Genomic DNA, 16,641 nt, shown 5'->3' with positions numbered 1-16,641 from the left:
ATTTTTCATATATTTTATCTCGCACTCATTGCAAGTCATAAACTTTCATTTCTTATATCTTGCAAAACTAATCCTATTCTCCCTCTTCATGTATTGTAAGGGATATAGCTATTTTTTCCTATACTATAATATACTATTTATTTCACTTCTTTTCACATGTGATGTCAAATCTCTTTTCATCTCCCTATAAACTTATTTATAGGGAGATGAAAAGAAAAATGGGACGTAATGTCCCATTTTTCATCCTTTTGTACCTCCAGCTGTTAAACCAGAAATAAAGTATTTTTGTAGTGATAGGAATAAAATTGAAATTGGGATCGCAATTAACACAGAACCCGCTGCAAACGTTGTAAATTCATTACCGAATTTCTTCGCAACCATTTCATATAATCCAACTGCTAAAGTATAATTTTCTGGTGTTCGCAAAATAATACTCGCTAAAATGAAATCTGTAAATGGACCAATGAAAGTAAATAACGCTACAACCGCTACGATTGGCTTTGCAAGTGGCATAATGATTTGCCAAAAAATACGAAAATGCCCTGCTCCATCCATTCGAGCTGATTCATCTAGTTCTTTCGGAATCGTATCAAAATACCCTTTCATAAGCCATGTATTCATCGGAATAGCCCCGCCTACATAAATTAAAATTAATGCAAGGTGTGTATCAATTAATCCTGTTAATTGGGCTAATACGTATAAAGCAATTAACGCTGCAAAGTTTGGAATCATTTGCAGAATTAAAAATGTTAATAAACCATTTTTTCTTCCAACAAAACGATATCTCGAAAATGCATAAGCAGTAAAGCTAATTGCTAACACTGAGAAAATCATCGTTAAAACACTTACTTTTAATGTGTTTTTATACCATAGTAAGTAATTACTATTCTCTAGATCTAATAACTTACGATAATGATCTAACGTTGCATTTTGTGGAATAATACTTGATCCAGATAAACTATCACCCGGATTAAACGATGAGCCAATAATCCATAATAACGGATAGAAAATGATGGCACACATTACGAAAATAACTAAATAACTTAATGAGAGACGTAACATCTTCTGTCTTTTAATATTCATTTACATCATATCCTCTTCTTGGAATGATTTTGTTCTCTTAAATTGCCATAACGCAACTGTAATAACGATTAACGATAATATCATTGTAAGAGCTGCTGCTTTTCCGTACTGCGCTGAAGTCATCGTTAACTTATAAATCCATGAAATTAAAATATCCGTTCCACCTGCGTCTTGTCCAGCTACAGCAGGACCTCCACCGTTAAATAGATAGATGATACTAAAGTTATTAAAGTTAAACGTATATTGCGTAATTAATATTGGTGCTGTTGCATATAACACAAGTGGCAATGTAATTTTACGAAACTGTTGCCAAGCTGTCGCTCCATCTACTGTAGCCGCTTCATATAATTCTCCCGGAATCGATTGCAGTATACCCGTTGTCATCGCAAAGATAAACGGGAACCCAAGCCACGTTTGAATCATAATTAAAGCAATCTTCGCCCAAAATGGATCTGTCATCCAAGCAATTTTTTCAATTCCGAATAAAGCTAATACTTGATTGTTAATCGCTCCGAATGTTTCATTAAACATACCAGAGAAAACAAGAATAGATACGAATGCTGGAACCGCCCACGGTAAAATGAAGATTGTTCGAATAATTGCCTTTCCTTTAATACCGGGCTGATTTACGATAATCGCTAAGAAAATACCAAGCGCAACTTGTAATGTTGTTGCAACGAATGTCCAAATGACAGTCCAAGAGAATACACTTACAAATGTCTCTCTCCACATCGGTAAAGTGAAAATATCAATAAAGTTTTTAAAGCCCACCCAATCTACTAATTTTGCTGGAGGAGAATGATATAAATCATAGTTTGTAAATCCAATTAAAATTACGAAGATGATTGGAAATACGACAACAAAGATAAGTAGTAGAAAACCTGGTGAAACCATTAAATAAGGAAAACCTTGATCTAACAAATTACGGTATTGCTCTTTTACAGAATTTAACGGTGTTCCGATATCACGTTTCTTTCCATTTTGGTATGCATCGTATAAGTTAAATGCATATATGCCGAGCCCAAAAGCGATAACGATAAGGGCCAAGATTCCTTCTACTAATAGAAAGACAGAATGGTCACGTGGAACTTCTGTACCAAGCGTTACAATACCCCATAATCCCATATTTAATAAATCAGCAAAGGCTACAATAAATGAACCTGTTAATACTAGAAAAATAAGACCTTTTACAAATTGTTTATTATACATTTGGCCCACGCCTGGAATGATTGATAACATGGTTGCCATTTTTCTATGCTTTGAATGGTTTAACCCATTTGCTGGTTCCATAGATGTTTGCATGTTCCTTCCCCCTTTTTTCTTCCTACATGGAAGGGAGAGAATTCGTGCCTCTCATATTCGAGGCACGAATTTCACCTTATTTTTTCTTGTTATGATTTGCCTCAATATTACCTTTAATTTGTTTCACTGCACTATCAAGCGCCGCTTTTGGTGCCTCTTTATCTGTAACAACTAATTGAAGCGCATCTCCAGCTGGTTTCCAAACTTCTTGCATTTCTGGAATGTTTGGCATTGGAATTCCATTTTCAGATTGCGTTGCAACTGCTTTTGCAGCTTCGTTATCTTTAATAATTGGATCTTCCATTACTGATTTTACTGGAGGAATTTCTTTTGTTTTCTCAAATCGAATTTTTGCGTTTTCTTCATTTGTTACCCACTCAGTGAATTTTGTAGCTAAATCATTTTGTTTAGAGAAACTTGTTACATGCCATCCTTTAACCCCAACAAACGTTTTCATTGGTTGACCATTTGGTAATTTCGGCATTGGAGCAACGCCATAATCAATCCCGTTCTTTTCCATTGCTTGGAACGCCCATGGGCCATTCATGATAGAAGCTGCTTTTCCTTCATTGAATAGTCCATCAGCAGCAGGCCCACCTGATTCACCGATAATACCTTTTGGGAATAATTTTTCCTTGTACCATTTTTGAAGATATTCAGCACCTTGTACTGCTCCGCTATTATTTAATCCAACATCACTTGCATTTGGTTTTCCATCTTTTTCACCAAATACATAACCGCCCATACCTGCCATGAATGCATTAGCAAAGTAGAAGTTATCTCCTAATGCTAAAAATCCGTACTTGCCATCTTTCGTAAATTCTTTTGAGAAGTTAAACAGCTCGTCCATCGTTTCTGGCGCTTTTGGCATTAGTTTTTTATTGTAAATAAAGACTGGTGTCTCAATTGCTTTTGGTAAACCATATAATTTTCCATTATATGTCTGTGCTTCTATTGATGAATTAGTAAATTTACTCTTTACAGCATCATCTGCTTTCACTTCAGAAAGTAAACCTTCTGTTACTGCATTTCCGATTTGATCGTGTGGCAATGTTACAACATCTGGTCCAGTCCCCGCTGGTCCATCAAGGCGTAACTTCTTCACTTGATCTGTCATTTGCATTTCAACAACTTTTACTTTTACTTTATATTTTTCCTCAAAGCTTTTCACTGCTGGTTCTAAACCAACACCTTTTTTATCATCTTCCCAAACAAGAAGATCATAGTCTTTTTTCGCTTTACTTTCCTCTTTTTTCCCTGAATCTTTCGGTCCACATGCAGATAACATACCAATAGATAATGCTGAAACCGTTAATAATGATAATGCTTTCTTCATCCCAAAAACCTCCCTAAATTGTCTATGTACCTCAGTAACTGAAAACGTTTGCATTTAATAGTTTAATTGAAGCGCAAACAATATCTCAATCTATGAAAACGTTTGCGCTATTTGTCTATCATTATACATTCTTTTATTCATTTTGCAAATATTAATTTAAAAATTATGTCATTATACTCTTTATACATTGACTTTATATGAAATGAATACTACTCTTATAAGCAATATTAAAGCTACGAGAAAGGCAATCGTTTGCAATATAGGCTTTATTATTACACTTAAGGGAATACTATGTATAGAGGTATTGAAGGGGGATTTTCTATATGTTTAAAGAAGCTATTTATCATAGGCCGAAAGATAATTATGCATACGCTTATGATGAACAAACAATTCACATCCGAGTACGTACTAAGAGAGATGATATTCAAAGCGCCGATCTTATTTACGGTGATCCTTACGAATGGAAAGACGGGAAATGGATATCAGCAAGTACACCCATGAAAAAAACGGGTTCTACTGCATTATTTGATTATTGGTCCATTTCAATCGAACCAAAATTTAAGCGCTTACGTTATGGGTTTGAATTAAAATCTGAAACAGACACTCTTATTTATGCAGAGCGAGGATTCTTTTCTAGCATTCCAAATGATGATGTTGGTAACTTTTTCTGTTTTCCATTTATTCATGCAGATGATGTATTCAAAGCACCATCTTGGATTAAAGACACCATTTGGTATCAGATTTTCCCTGAGCGATTCGCTAATGGCGATAGTACGCTGAATCCAGAAAACACCCTTCCTTGGGGAAGTGCGAATCCAACTCCAACTAATTTTTTCGGCGGAGATTTTTCTGGTGTTATTCAAAACCTTGATTACCTTGTTAAGCTTGGCATTTCCGGAATATATTTCACACCTATTTTCAAAGCTCATTCAAACCATAAATATGACACAATTGACTATATGGAAATTGACCCACAATTTGGGACGAAAGAAACTTTTAAAGAGCTCGTTGAAGAATGTCATAAGCACGGTATAAAAGTAATGCTCGATGCTGTGTTTAATCATAGTGGATACTTTTTCGAGAAATTTCAAGACGTACTAGAGAATGGTGAGAAGTCCGCATATAAAGAGTGGTTCCACATTCATGAATTTCCGATTATAACCGAACCACTTCCAAATTATGATACTTTCGCCTTTACACCGTATATGCCTAAATTAAATACAGCTCATCCAGATGTAAAAGAATACTTACTTGAAGTAGGACGTTATTGGGTACGAGAATTCAATATAGATGGCTGGCGCCTTGATGTCGCCAATGAAGTCGATCACAACTTTTGGAGAGAATTCCGAACTGAAATAAAGACACTAAATCCTGAAGTATATATTTTGGGAGAAATTTGGCACGATGCCCTTCCGTGGCTACAAGGCGATCAATTTGATGCTGTCATGAGCTATCCTGTTACAAACGCTCTACTTTCTTACTTTGCTAACGATTCCATTAAAGCAAGTGAATTCATGAAGCAAATTACAGAATCTCTACATTCCTACTCTATGAATGTAAATGAAGCAGCATTTCATTTATTAGATAGCCATGATACTCCAAGAATTTTAACAACATGCAACGGAGATAAAAATAAGTTGAAATTGCTCTATGTATTCCATCTTTCTTTCATCGGCTCTCCTTGTATTTATTACGGAGATGAAATTGGTATGGATGGCGGCATGGACCCTGATTGCCGTAAATGTATGATTTGGGATACTAAAGAACAAGATCATGCATTATTTACCCATATACAAACATTGATTTTATTACGGAAACAACATAAAGCATTTGGAGGACATGGTACTTTTCAATTCATCGAAGCAAATGATGAACATAATTATATTTCTTATACGAAAACATATGAGGATGAAACTATCTTTTTCGTTTTAAACCCTACTAATAGTGAAGTTACAGTTTCACTCCCTCTTCATGTTACTGGTAAGAAAATAATTAACATTTATACAAACGAAGAATTTTCAGCAGAAGCAAGTGTATTACAAGTTACACTTCCTCCATATGGATTCTCCATATTAAAATGGTAACCCAAAAAATCCTTATGCCAAGGTGGCATAAGGATTTTTCTTATTTCAATTTGAATACCATCGCTTCATACGGACGTAATGTAATGTTATCTATCAATCCGATTTCTACATCGTAATTGTGTATGAATAATTCTGATTCACTATAACTAATATCCTCAGGCATTTCAAATACACTTTCATCCGCAGTAAAGTTTGCAATAACAAGTAGTTTTTCGTCTCCATATGTTCTTATATAAGCAAAAATAGAAGGATTATTCTCTAATATTAAATCATATGATCCATATACAACTATTTCATTATTTTTGCGTAGTTCAATTAATTTCTTATAGTAATAAAAAATTGAACCTTCATCTTGGATTGCTTGTTTCACATTAATCTCTTTATAGTTAGGATTTACAGTAATCCAAGGTTCACCTTTTGTAAATCCAGCGTGATTCTGATCATTCCACTGCATCGGAGTTCTAGCATTATCACGACCCTTTATATAAATAGATTCCATTACTTTTTCTATATCTTCACCATGGTCTATCACTTTTTCTTTATACATATTTAACGTTTCAATATCTCGATATTCATCAATTGACTCAAATCGGACGTTCGTCATTCCGATTTCCTCTCCTTGATAAATATATGGCGTTCCTTTCATCATATGAAGAACTGTCGCTAACATTTTTGCTGATTCAATGCGATACATTCCATCATTACCAAAACGAGATACAACGCGAGGCTGATCATGATTATTCCAATAAAGGCTATTCCATCCGGTATGCTCTAATGCTTTTTGCCACTTTGTTAAATTCTCTTTTAAAGTAAGAAGTGAGCATGGTTTTACATCCCACTTTCCACCTTCTCCTGAATCTAAATCCATATGTTCAAATTGGAATACCATTTGCAATTCTTTTCGTTCTTCTCCAGTATACAATTTCGCTTCTTCTGTCGTTACACCAGGCATTTCACCAACCGTCATAATATCATAATGCGATAATACTTCCTCATTCATTTCATGTAAATATTTATGAATGTTTGGACCGTTCATAAAATGCTTATGACCTGAAACATACCCCTCTGCTTCTGTTTCAACAGCTGGTAATCCCTCTTCTTTAGAAATAAAATTAATAACATCCATACGGAAACCATCAATTCCTTTTTCTAACCAAAACTTCATCATTTCATAAACATCTTGTCTTACCTTTTCATTATCCCAATTTAAATCTGGCTGTTTTTTAGAAAACAGATGTAAATAATATTCATCTGTCATTTCATCATACTGCCATGCAGATCCACTAAAAGCAGCTCCCCAGTTGTTCGGTTCTTTTCCTTCTTTTCCAGGGCGCCATATATAGTAATCTCTATATTTATTATCTTTTGATTTACGTGATTCAATAAACCAATTATGTTCATCAGATGTATGATTAACAACTAAATCCATCATCAATTTCATATTACGTTCATGCATTTCATGTAATAGCTCATCCCAATCTTCCATTGTTCCGAACTCGTTCATAATTTTACAATAATCGCTTATATCATAACCATTATCATCATTTGGAGATTCATAGACTGGTGATAACCAAATCACATCAATCCCTAACTCTTTTAAGTAATCTAGCTTTGAAATAATCCCTTGAAGGTCTCCTATACCATCACCATTACTATCCATAAAGCTACGAGGATAAATTTGATATACTACACTTTCTTTCCACCATTGTTTTTCCATTATGCTACCCCATTTCATTCATCATTCATTTTTCTCTTTTTAAGGCGCAAACGTTTTCATTAATGAATGATAACAGATTCTATCTCAATTTAAAATAGCGCTTACAATTTTTATTGTTCTTTTTCTAAGAAAACATGCGAAAATCACTAATAACTCTCCAATATATGAAAACGTTTTATTTTTTTATTTATTTTTTGAATCTATTCGTTTATAATGAACTCAAAGAAAACGTTTGCATAATTATTTCTAGGGGGAAATACCATGGCAGAACTTAAATTAGAAAACATTTATAAGATATATGATAATAACGTAACAGCTGTAACTGATTTTAATTTACACATTCAAGATAAAGAATTTATCGTATTTGTCGGTCCTTCTGGATGCGGAAAATCTACAACGTTACGAATGGTAGCTGGACTCGAAGATATTTCAAAAGGCGAGTTTTCAATTGATGGTAAACTAATGAATGATGTTCCTCCAAAAGATCGAGATATCGCAATGGTATTCCAAAACTACGCTCTTTATCCACATATGAGTGTATATGATAATATGGCATTTGGATTAAAACTTCGAAAAATACCAAAAGATGAAATCGATCGTCGTGTAAAAGATGCAGCAAAAATTTTAGGACTTGAACAATATTTAGATAGAAAACCGAAAGCATTATCAGGTGGACAGCGCCAACGTGTTGCGTTAGGTAGAGCAATCGTTCGAGATGCAAAAGTTTTCTTAATGGACGAGCCATTATCAAACTTAGATGCTAAACTCCGTGTTGCAATGCGCTCAGAAATTTCTAAGCTACATCATCGCCTTGGAACAACAACAATTTATGTAACACATGATCAAACAGAAGCAATGACTATGGCTTCGCGTCTTGTCGTTATGAAGGATGGAAAAATCCAACAAATTGGAACTCCAAAAGAAGTATATGAAACACCAGAAAACATCTTCGTGGGTGGATTTATCGGCTCACCAGCTATGAACTTCTTCCGTGGTAAATTGACTGAAACCGATTTCGTTATAGACAATACTATAAAAATTAAAGTATCTGAAGGAAAAATGAAGATGCTACGTGAACAAGGCTATGTAAATAAGGAAATTGTTTTAGGTATTCGTCCAGAGGACATTCATGATGAACTACTATTTTTAGAAGCTTCACAATCTACTGCCTTCACAACAAAAATTGAAGTCGCTGAGTTATTAGGTGCTGAATCCATTTTATATATGAAACTTGGGAATCAAGATTTTGCGGCACGTGTAGATGCAAGACATACGTTTTCACCTGGTGACCAAATTAAATTAGCATTTGATATGAATAAAGCGCATTTCTTTGATAACCAAACTGAACAACGTATTCGCTAAAAAATTTATCTTTACTATACACATATAAAAAACCGTCCACATATATTGAGGGCGGTTTTCATTATTATACTAGGGCTTCTACTGTATGAAATGATTGTCCTTTCGTGCCAATAATACCGAAAATCGGTAAATCACTAAGCACCACTTCTTCTTGCTGTTTCATAAAAGATGACGTTAATTGTTTTATCTCTATCCAAACGTCATTAATACAAAGTACATTGGAATCGTTCTCTTGTTGGCGAGAAAAAATAGAATCTATTTTATATAAACCAGCATTTTGAAAAAGCATGTCAATGCGACTGAATGCATTCAAAGTAATGCTAATAACGCGTTGCCAATCTCCTTGCTTTTCCATATCATAGAATACAAAAAGGGCTTCTCCGCCTAGATTCGTAATTTCCTCCACTGTTGCTTGTCCACTCTCTTGATCAATGTCCGTCACAATAACTTTTGCGCCTTGTTTAGCCAACAAAAGAGCTGTATTACGTCCAATACCGATGCCACCGCCAGTTACGATAGCAACTTTTCCTGCAAGCTTCATTTTCATTACCCCTTCTATAAGTCTTACCGTCATTCAGTATACTCCTTTATGAGATTATTCTGCAAGCAAGAAAAATTGCCATTCGATTTGTAAACGTTTACTTTTTATCCTTCTTTTTTCTTACTCTTACGCTGATCAAGAACTAGACCGATAAAAATGAGAATGCCCCAAAAAATTATGCTACCTCCTGTCATCTCTACTTCCCCCTTATTATATAAAGTAAAACTTTAATCAGCCCCAAATGGTGAGATAAAGATATTATTTTTAATTATTATACCATTATCTTAATTTTCAATCTATTATAAATAGAAATGACACATTTTAGTTTTTCCTTACTGTAAATATTCACAATATACTTATAAAATAAAAAAAGACCCTTTTATATATAAAAGGGTCTTTTTTTATTTTATTATACAAGACTTATTATTTTCGTCTTTGTAATTAAGTCCTGAAAACCGCAATTGTCTTTGCGGAACAACATCATATATACGTTACATATTAATGGAATTCCTAATAGCAATACGTTCGGTAATAACACTACAAAAAATCTTATAATTAATGTTTGCAACGTTAGCTTTTCACTCTTCAATGAAATTAATTTTATTCTCGTTACCTTTTTGCCAAGTGTAACACCGTTCCAAATAAAGGGTAATACAATAAAATATATCGCCATTAATATGAAAACTACTGCGAAATCATATCTAAAATCACCTAAGCTTATATTAAAGCGCTTAAACATAGCACTATAGTTTCCGGTCATAATAGCTACTACTGCACCATACATAACCGAGATTAAAAACATGTCAATTAGGGAAGCACCTATGCGATTCATTACAAGCGCTGGACGATGCATCTTTAACTTCATTTTATGTCGACTCCTTCATATCCTTCTTTACCCGTCTCATCGTACCACTTCTAAAAAACATTGTAAACTAGCGTTTCTCTTACTTTTCTTGTACAATTTGTTACAATAGCATTATAAAGGAGGTTCCCATATTGAAAAAATGGATAATCCTATTCGTCGCCTTCCTATTAACTGGTTGTGCAGGAAACACAAGTCACTTAACTTATACGGTTAACGATGAATACGAACTCATACGTACTTCTGGAAATGCATTTGAACTTTTCCCCTCGCAAGATGCTGTATATGCCACACAATACATCCCTGCAAAAATTACAGACATTGCTTGGGATGATAAATACATTATTGCAAAACAAACTGAGGAAAAATCAGATCCAAATAACCCTGACGCAGCAATTGCAAATAAAAAAAGTGAACATTATTGGATTATTGATGTAAAGCACAATAAACGTTTCGGTCCCTACAATGAAAAGCAATTTAATGAACAAAAAGATGCGTTTAAAATTAAGGTGCCTTTTCAAAATGTAGATTCATACATAAAAGAAATAAAAAAACAGTCAGCATAATATTTGTATGCTGACTGTTTTGTCTTACATTATTTTAGTGAGATGTTAAACGTTTGTGGCTCTTTTACAACATCTTGTGTTTCTGAATCTCCTGCAAGTAAATCATCAGTTGTAAACTGAATATCCTTTACCTTGTCTTTTCCATCGTCAAGTATTAAACCAATAATACCATCTCTTATTTCACCAGGCTTATAGTCTTCTCTTGATACATTTTTTGTACCAACTAACGTATCTTCGTCATATAAAAAGTTTTGAGTGGCTACTTTAAAATGTTGCTTACCATTAATCATAACATCATTCATAGAGAAAAATTGCATATTTTTATTCCCGCTATTCTCCACTTTATATGTAATCTCAACGTAACGAATTGTATTACTAATCTCTGTTCCACTTAGCGATGCATATAATTCTGCATCTTCTTGGCTTACTTTATCCCCTAATCTACGTTTTACTTCTTCAGGAGTTAGTGCCGTGTATACTTTCAATGTATTTTTTGCCTTTTCACTCATTTGTGATAAAGAGATTACTTTCACATCTTGTACGTGAATTTTCATTGGCGCTACTTCAAATGTTTGATTCACAGAATGCATCTGCTCTAACTTGAAAGTACCCCATCCTGTTTCTTTCACTTTTTGTCCTACTTTTTTCAGCTCACGCCCACCATATTCTTTCGTTTCAGGAATAGATTCTTTCTTCTTCGGTTCAGCTTTCTTTTCTTCTTGATGGAAGCAACCACTTAACATAAGAAGAAAACTACATAAAACAAAAATACTTTTCCATGCTTTCATCATTTCATTTCTCCTAACGCTATCATTCATGAATATAAAATTAGTCCCTTGCTTTGTAAACTATAGAAACAATGACAATTCCACAAAATGAACTTGTCAGTCCAGATACTATTATACCTCCAATTTGGAAAATATGAAAATAGGGGTCTAGGAACGCATGCACGATAAATATAAAAGCTGTCACAATGATTATCGAAACCCAATACTTTCTTTTTTCTAAAGCTACAATCATATCTTTCCCTGTTTCATCTTTATACTTCCATAGTACGTATAATAGCAATAATAAGCCAACACATGTACTCCCATGTTGCATATATTTATACAATGGAATACTGTGTAATTCAATTTGTAACAATGCTATTTTCATAACGAAATAGCCTGTATTATGAGTAAATGCATCCCAAACGACATGCGTGAGCATACCGAATAATGCAGAATAGCAAAATACAAAGAATTCTTTCCAGGTATGTAGCCCCCACCTCTCATCTATTGCATATGAATAATAACCAGCAAACGGTTTAGGCAAATGCGTTATAAACAGCTTTTTTAAAATGTAATGATATATGTATGCGATTAGAAATACAAGCGGTAAATTTAAATATAAGAACCCAAGCCATGTATGGCCAATAACACCATAGGGTCTAAAGTGCAAAAAATATTCAAAGTCAGGCGCCATACTACCTAATATAAGAGCCGTTACTGAAATATGTTTAGAGTGCTTTTTCGCAAAAGGAAGAACTGCTGCTGGATGTGCAAATGTAAACGGCATACTTTAACTCCTTCTCACATTTTCAATAGAATACCATATATCATAACGAGAGAATGAATCTTCATGCAATATTTATTTTCACATTGGAATATGATAGTTTAAATGATATAATCCACATAAAATATTCAGAAAACAAGAAGGGATTCAGGTGTCATTAACACTTGTATTTGCTGCCTTTTTAAATTCAAAATCCGTTATGAATTGAGGTTTATATATTGATTGACGTACCCTTTTTACAAAATGTCACATTAAAAAAAGAAAATATCCCTAGTTTTTCCGCATATCCTTACTGCTTACCCGCTATTCGAACATTACAATCACTAGATTTCCATCCAAATGTAACATTCATTATTGGAGAAAACGGAACAGGTAAATCAACATTACTTGAAGGAATTGCGATTGCGTTAGGCTTTAATGCAGAAGGTGGAACGAAGAACTTCCGCTTTAGCACAAACGATTCCCATTCATCTTTACATGAATACCTTCGAATTTCAAAAAGTTTCAATACACCAAACGACGGTTTCTTTCTTCGCGCTGAATCATTTTATAACGTTGCTTCTTATATTGATGAAATAGATGCTGATAGAGAAGCACGTGGGAATCCGGTTATCAACTCTTATGGTGGTATCTCACTACACAAACAATCACACGGTGAATCATTCTTCTCATTATTTATGAACCGTTTTTCAGGACAAGGTTTATACATTTTAGATGAGCCTGAGGCAGCTTTATCACCAATGAGACAACTTTCCATGCTCATTCGAATGCACGAACTAGCTGAACAAGGTTCACAATTTGTTATCGCGACGCATTCTCCTATTTTAATGGCTTATCCTGAATCCACTATATATTCTTTAACACAAGAGGGAATTCACGAATCCACATTAGAAGAAACTGAGCATTACCAAACGACGAAACTTTTCTTTGAAAATCGCGATCGATTATTCCATCATCTATTTGAGTCGTAAAAAAAGAAGCAGCAATAGCTGCTTCTTTTTTATAGTGCTTCTATAAATAAGGCAACCCCGATACCGCCACCGACGCATAAAGAGGCAATTCCTTTTTCTAACCCACGTCTTTTTAATTCGTGAATTAAACTTACTGTAATACGAGCCCCTGTACAACCAATTGGATGCCCAAGTCCTACGCCACTACCGTTTACGTTCACTTTTTCACGGTCTAAGCCTAACTCTTTCTCTACAGCTAAATATTGAGCCGCGAAAGCTTCATTAATTTCAAGTAAATCTGCATCTTCCAATGACCAATCTACTTTTTCTAAACCTTTACGAATTGCTGGTGCTGGTCCAATACCCATAATTTTTGGATCTACTCCAGCTACTGAATATCCAACAATTCTAGCTAACGGTTGTAAACCTTTTTCTTTCGCTTTTTCTTCGCTCATTAATACTAGAACTGCACTCCCGTCATTAAGGCCAGATGCATTTCCAGCAGTCACTGATCCATCTTTACGGAACGCCGGCTTCAATCCAGCTAATTTTTCAGCTGTAATATCTGCACGTGGATGTTCATCCTTCGAAAATACAACTTCTTTTCTACGCTCTTTTATTGTAATAGGAACAATTTGATCGTCAAAGTATCCAGACTCGATTGCCTTCAGTGCCAATGTATGACTGCGAAGAGCAACTTCATCTTGTTCCTCTCTTGTAATTTCATATTGTTTAACTAAATTTTCCGCTGTTTCACCCATCATAATATGGTGAATCGGATCTTCTAACACTTCCCACACCGTATCACGAATTTCTCCGTGCTGTAGACGTTGTCCCCAGCGGTGCTGTTTCAATGCATAAGGGCTCGAACTCATCGCTTCTACCCCACCTGCAACAACAACATCACTTACACCTAATTGGATTTGCATTGCAGCTGACATAATTGCTTGCATACCTGAAGAACATTGACGTTGGATTGTATATCCCGTAACTGTGTCAGGAAATCCTGCCGCTAATGCAGCTGTTCTCGCCGTATTTGCTTCATCAGTTCTTTGAATACAATGACCTAAAATTACTTCATCAACTTCATGTGGTTCTACCCCGCCTCGTTTTACAGCTTCCTGAAGTACAGGAACAGCTAATTCTACTGGCGTTACATTTTTTAGCGCTCCTCCAAAAGTTCCAATTGGCGAACGAACTGCAGCTGTAATAACAACATTATGCATTTTGCACTTGCCCCTCTCTTATGTACCCTAGTCAGTTTTTAGGTGAAATTCCATAAGATGTATATCTATAACTATCATACTATAAACATACTAAAAAATCAAAATATTTAATATAATAAAAATAGAAGGAATTAACCTTCTATTCTGTCAGCGCATATAAAAACTTTTGTAAAATTTTCTCTGTCGTTTCATTCAATTTTGGCAACTTATCTACTGGAAAATATTGAAGTTTTAACCCTTCATGATCGAGCTTTAATTCCCCGCTCACATGATGTGCCTGATACAGATGAATAACATTGAAAATTTCATCGCCATTCGGATAACGGAAATATACTTCTTTTCCTGATAGAACACCAAGAAATTGCATTATTTTTGCAGTTAACCCCGTTTCCTCAAATAACTCTCTACGTGCAGTTTCTTCTGTCGTTTCGCCCAGTTCCATCGCCCCACCAGGTACACCCCAATCATATGTATCTGAACGATATTGAAGCAATACTTCTTGATTATCGTTTAATATAATAATTGCTGATCCTACGAGAATAAGCGGCCTTGTACCAACGACTTTTCGTAACTCTTCAATATACCCCATATGTAAATTCCCCTTTCCCTAACCTCCCTTATCATAACAAAATTTTGCTCTTTTTGTTCATGTAATTTTAAAGAAAAAAAGAAGCTTTCGCCTCCTTTTTTTCACCTTTATTTCTTAAAACTTTCATATTTTACAGCTTCAAAAGCTTCCTCAATTTCATCATTACGATAATGGACATATGTAAAACGCCCCAATTCTACTAATCTTGCTATTTCCTGTAACGCTTTATGCTGCTCATATGTTTCTTTCAGCTTAATATGTACATAAAACTTCATTAACGGATGTTCATATAAAGGTTCTCCCACCTCTACATATACATCTTCCACCCCTTGTACAACTCTTACATAACTTGCAAATTGATAAAGAGCTTCTCTGTCTGAAACGATTTTTAATGTATACATATATTCTCCCCCTTTTCTTTACTATATCAAAAAGATGATCACACTACGTTATAGAACTATGAAATTTTTTCGACTTGTCATCTATATATTCAATAAAAAAGGCGTTTATCCATACATGACATCTTTTCCCCACATATATTATAGGAAGAACTTTTTTTCAGTTGAGGTGTTCCTTATGGATCCATACGTCAATATATGTATTTGTATTACTCCCGGCGCCGATATTTCTGATGACCGCATCGCAAAAGATTTAGCTGTTGCAGAATCAATTTGGCACCCCATTACATTTCAAATTCAAGAAGTAATTGTATTAAATGAACTTTTCCGTTTTTTTGACCGTGAAATCAGTTATAAAAATTCCATTCAAAGTCAAGAAAAGCTGGCATCCTTTTTCCAAACATGTGTAAATGAAGCTCCTGAATGCGACCTTTATATTTGTTATATTGGCAGTGATTATTTCAAAGAAACAGCAGTAATTGCCTGCGCTTACTCTTTAGCAAAACAGCAACAACTTACCGGATATATCGTTTTAACAAACTCGGCTGCTCCTATGAAAAATATATATACGCTTGCTCACGAAATCGGTCATATTTTATTTACAAGACGTGTTCACGGAAAACTTACTCACGCAGATCCTCATTCCCCAACTGGCTCGGAGCACCATCCTTCTCCAACCAATCTTATGTATCCGATAGTCCCGCGCCCTGAAAATGTTCCTATTCAGTCTCTATTGACGAACGAACAAAAAACACTCTCTTTACAAAGCTCTTTATTGCAAAGAAAAAAACAGTAACCCTCATGTTACTGTTTAAAACAACTTATTCCAATCAACAAAACAAATCCCGGCTGCTAGAAATAAAAATAGACAACTAAATGTAAATGTAATCCCTCTAAAAATCCCTATATAATATTTCTTTGGAAATAATTTTTGGTATATCCAGAGCAGCCTTTTTCCTATTAAACTAAAAAGATAGATATAAACTTATCACCTAATAAAATATTAAAATAGGCATCATGTATTTCTTTTGATAAAAACAGTATGGTTGATCTGAGAAATCCCCTCCTCAT

17 protein-coding genes and 1 pseudogene are annotated in these 16,641 nt (G+C 34.6%); 5 read left to right on the top strand and 13 right to left on the bottom strand.

The annotated features are described in order from the left end of the window. Window positions 1–240 precede the first annotated feature (240 nt). From malD to BLT20_RS07245, 3 genes are all read right to left on the bottom strand, one after another. Complete coding sequence (gene malD / locus BLT20_RS07255; RefSeq protein ID WP_001022608.1) at window positions 241–1,083, bottom strand: maltosaccharide ABC transporter permease MalD; 843 nt, start codon at window positions 1,081–1,083, stop codon at window positions 241–243. Continuing rightward, window positions 1,084–2,385, bottom strand: a complete 1,302-nt coding sequence (gene malC, locus BLT20_RS07250) for a maltosaccharide ABC transporter permease MalC (protein ID WP_001194993.1) — start codon at window positions 2,383–2,385, stop codon at window positions 1,084–1,086. 76 nt (window positions 2,386–2,461) lie between these two features. Continuing rightward, window positions 2,462–3,721 (bottom strand): extracellular solute-binding protein, encoded by a 1,260-nt coding sequence (locus tag BLT20_RS07245; RefSeq protein WP_000709923.1) that lies wholly within the window; start codon window positions 3,719–3,721, stop codon window positions 2,462–2,464. 323 nt (window positions 3,722–4,044) lie between these two features. Here BLT20_RS07245 and BLT20_RS07240 point away from each other — a divergent pair, with 323 nt between their 5' ends. Next, on the top strand, window positions 4,045–5,805 hold the full coding sequence (locus BLT20_RS07240) for an alpha-glycosidase (RefSeq protein ID WP_000471782.1): 1,761 nt from the start codon (window positions 4,045–4,047) through the stop codon (window positions 5,803–5,805). Between the two features lie 40 nt (window positions 5,806–5,845). Here the strand turns inward: BLT20_RS07240 and malL are convergent, their stop codons facing one another. Beyond that, the gene (malL, locus tag BLT20_RS07235) at window positions 5,846–7,522 is read right to left on the bottom strand and encodes an oligo-1,6-glucosidase (protein ID WP_000415174.1); all 1,677 of its coding nucleotides are present in this window, start codon (window positions 7,520–7,522) and stop codon (window positions 5,846–5,848) included. Window positions 7,523–7,783: 261 nt separating this feature from the next. Here malL and BLT20_RS07230 point away from each other — a divergent pair, with 261 nt between their 5' ends. Further along, entirely contained in the window at window positions 7,784–8,884 is a 1,101-nt protein-coding gene (locus BLT20_RS07230) for an ABC transporter ATP-binding protein (protein WP_000818931.1), read from the top strand. A 64-nt stretch (window positions 8,885–8,948) separates the two neighbouring features. On the opposite strand, the gene BLT20_RS07225 is transcribed toward BLT20_RS07230, so the two are convergent. The 3 genes from BLT20_RS07225 to BLT20_RS07215 form a co-directional block, all read right to left on the bottom strand. Then, a complete protein-coding gene (locus BLT20_RS07225) occupies window positions 8,949–9,458 on the bottom strand; it encodes an SDR family NAD(P)-dependent oxidoreductase (protein WP_000218413.1) in 510 nt (169 codons plus the stop codon). 71 nt (window positions 9,459–9,529) lie between these two features. Then, window positions 9,530–9,619, bottom strand: coding sequence for a hypothetical protein (locus BLT20_RS07220; RefSeq protein ID WP_000145638.1), 90 nt, complete (start codon window positions 9,617–9,619; stop codon window positions 9,530–9,532). A gap of 215 nt (window positions 9,620–9,834) precedes the next feature. After that, on the bottom strand, window positions 9,835–10,290 hold the full coding sequence (locus BLT20_RS07215; protein ID WP_000769080.1) for an RDD family protein: 456 nt from the start codon (window positions 10,288–10,290) through the stop codon (window positions 9,835–9,837). 131 nt (window positions 10,291–10,421) lie between these two features. On the opposite strand from BLT20_RS07215, the gene BLT20_RS07210 reads away from it, so the two are divergent. Beyond that, window positions 10,422–10,853 (top strand): DUF3997 domain-containing protein, encoded by a 432-nt coding sequence (locus BLT20_RS07210; protein WP_000758789.1) that lies wholly within the window; start codon window positions 10,422–10,424, stop codon window positions 10,851–10,853. 29 nt (window positions 10,854–10,882) lie between these two features. Here the strand turns inward: BLT20_RS07210 and BLT20_RS07205 are convergent, their stop codons facing one another. Continuing rightward, window positions 10,883–11,644, bottom strand: coding sequence for a hypothetical protein (locus BLT20_RS07205; protein ID WP_000973899.1), 762 nt, complete (start codon window positions 11,642–11,644; stop codon window positions 10,883–10,885). A 37-nt stretch (window positions 11,645–11,681) separates the two neighbouring features. Continuing rightward, entirely contained in the window at window positions 11,682–12,410 is a 729-nt protein-coding gene (locus BLT20_RS07200; RefSeq protein ID WP_001116849.1) for a DUF4184 family protein, read from the bottom strand. Between the two features lie 215 nt (window positions 12,411–12,625). Between BLT20_RS07200 and BLT20_RS07195 the strand changes: the two genes are divergently transcribed. After that, complete coding sequence (locus BLT20_RS07195) at window positions 12,626–13,378, top strand: AAA family ATPase (RefSeq protein WP_000568006.1); 753 nt, start codon at window positions 12,626–12,628, stop codon at window positions 13,376–13,378. A gap of 29 nt (window positions 13,379–13,407) precedes the next feature. Here the strand turns inward: BLT20_RS07195 and BLT20_RS07190 are convergent, their stop codons facing one another. The 3 genes from BLT20_RS07190 to BLT20_RS07180 all read right to left on the bottom strand — a co-directional run bounded on the left by BLT20_RS07190 (window position 13,408) and on the right by BLT20_RS07180 (window position 15,573). Beyond that, window positions 13,408–14,583 carry an acetyl-CoA C-acetyltransferase gene (locus BLT20_RS07190; RefSeq protein WP_000552081.1) on the bottom strand — a complete coding sequence of 392 codons (1,176 nt, stop codon included), beginning with the start codon at window positions 14,581–14,583 and terminating at the stop codon, window positions 13,408–13,410. Between the two features lie 139 nt (window positions 14,584–14,722). Then, window positions 14,723–15,172, bottom strand: coding sequence for an NUDIX hydrolase (locus tag BLT20_RS07185; RefSeq protein ID WP_000540529.1), 450 nt, complete (start codon window positions 15,170–15,172; stop codon window positions 14,723–14,725). Between the two features lie 107 nt (window positions 15,173–15,279). After that, window positions 15,280–15,573, bottom strand: a complete 294-nt coding sequence (locus BLT20_RS07180; RefSeq protein ID WP_000288330.1) for a DUF3928 family protein — start codon at window positions 15,571–15,573, stop codon at window positions 15,280–15,282. Window positions 15,574–15,748: 175 nt separating this feature from the next. Between BLT20_RS07180 and BLT20_RS07175 the strand changes: the two genes are divergently transcribed. Beyond that, a complete protein-coding gene (locus BLT20_RS07175) occupies window positions 15,749–16,366 on the top strand; it encodes an ImmA/IrrE family metallo-endopeptidase (protein WP_000371608.1) in 618 nt (205 codons plus the stop codon). A 15-nt stretch (window positions 16,367–16,381) separates the two neighbouring features. Here the strand turns inward: BLT20_RS07175 and BLT20_RS30955 are convergent. Then, window positions 16,382–16,641 (bottom strand): annotated as a pseudogene (locus BLT20_RS30955) (DNA-binding protein).

It is taken from the genome of Bacillus sp. cl96 (assembly GCF_900100505.1).
Classification (GTDB): Bacteria; Bacillota; Bacilli; order Bacillales; family Bacillaceae_G; genus Bacillus_A; species Bacillus_A cereus.
This window is presented reverse-complemented; position numbering and strand designations above follow the sequence as displayed.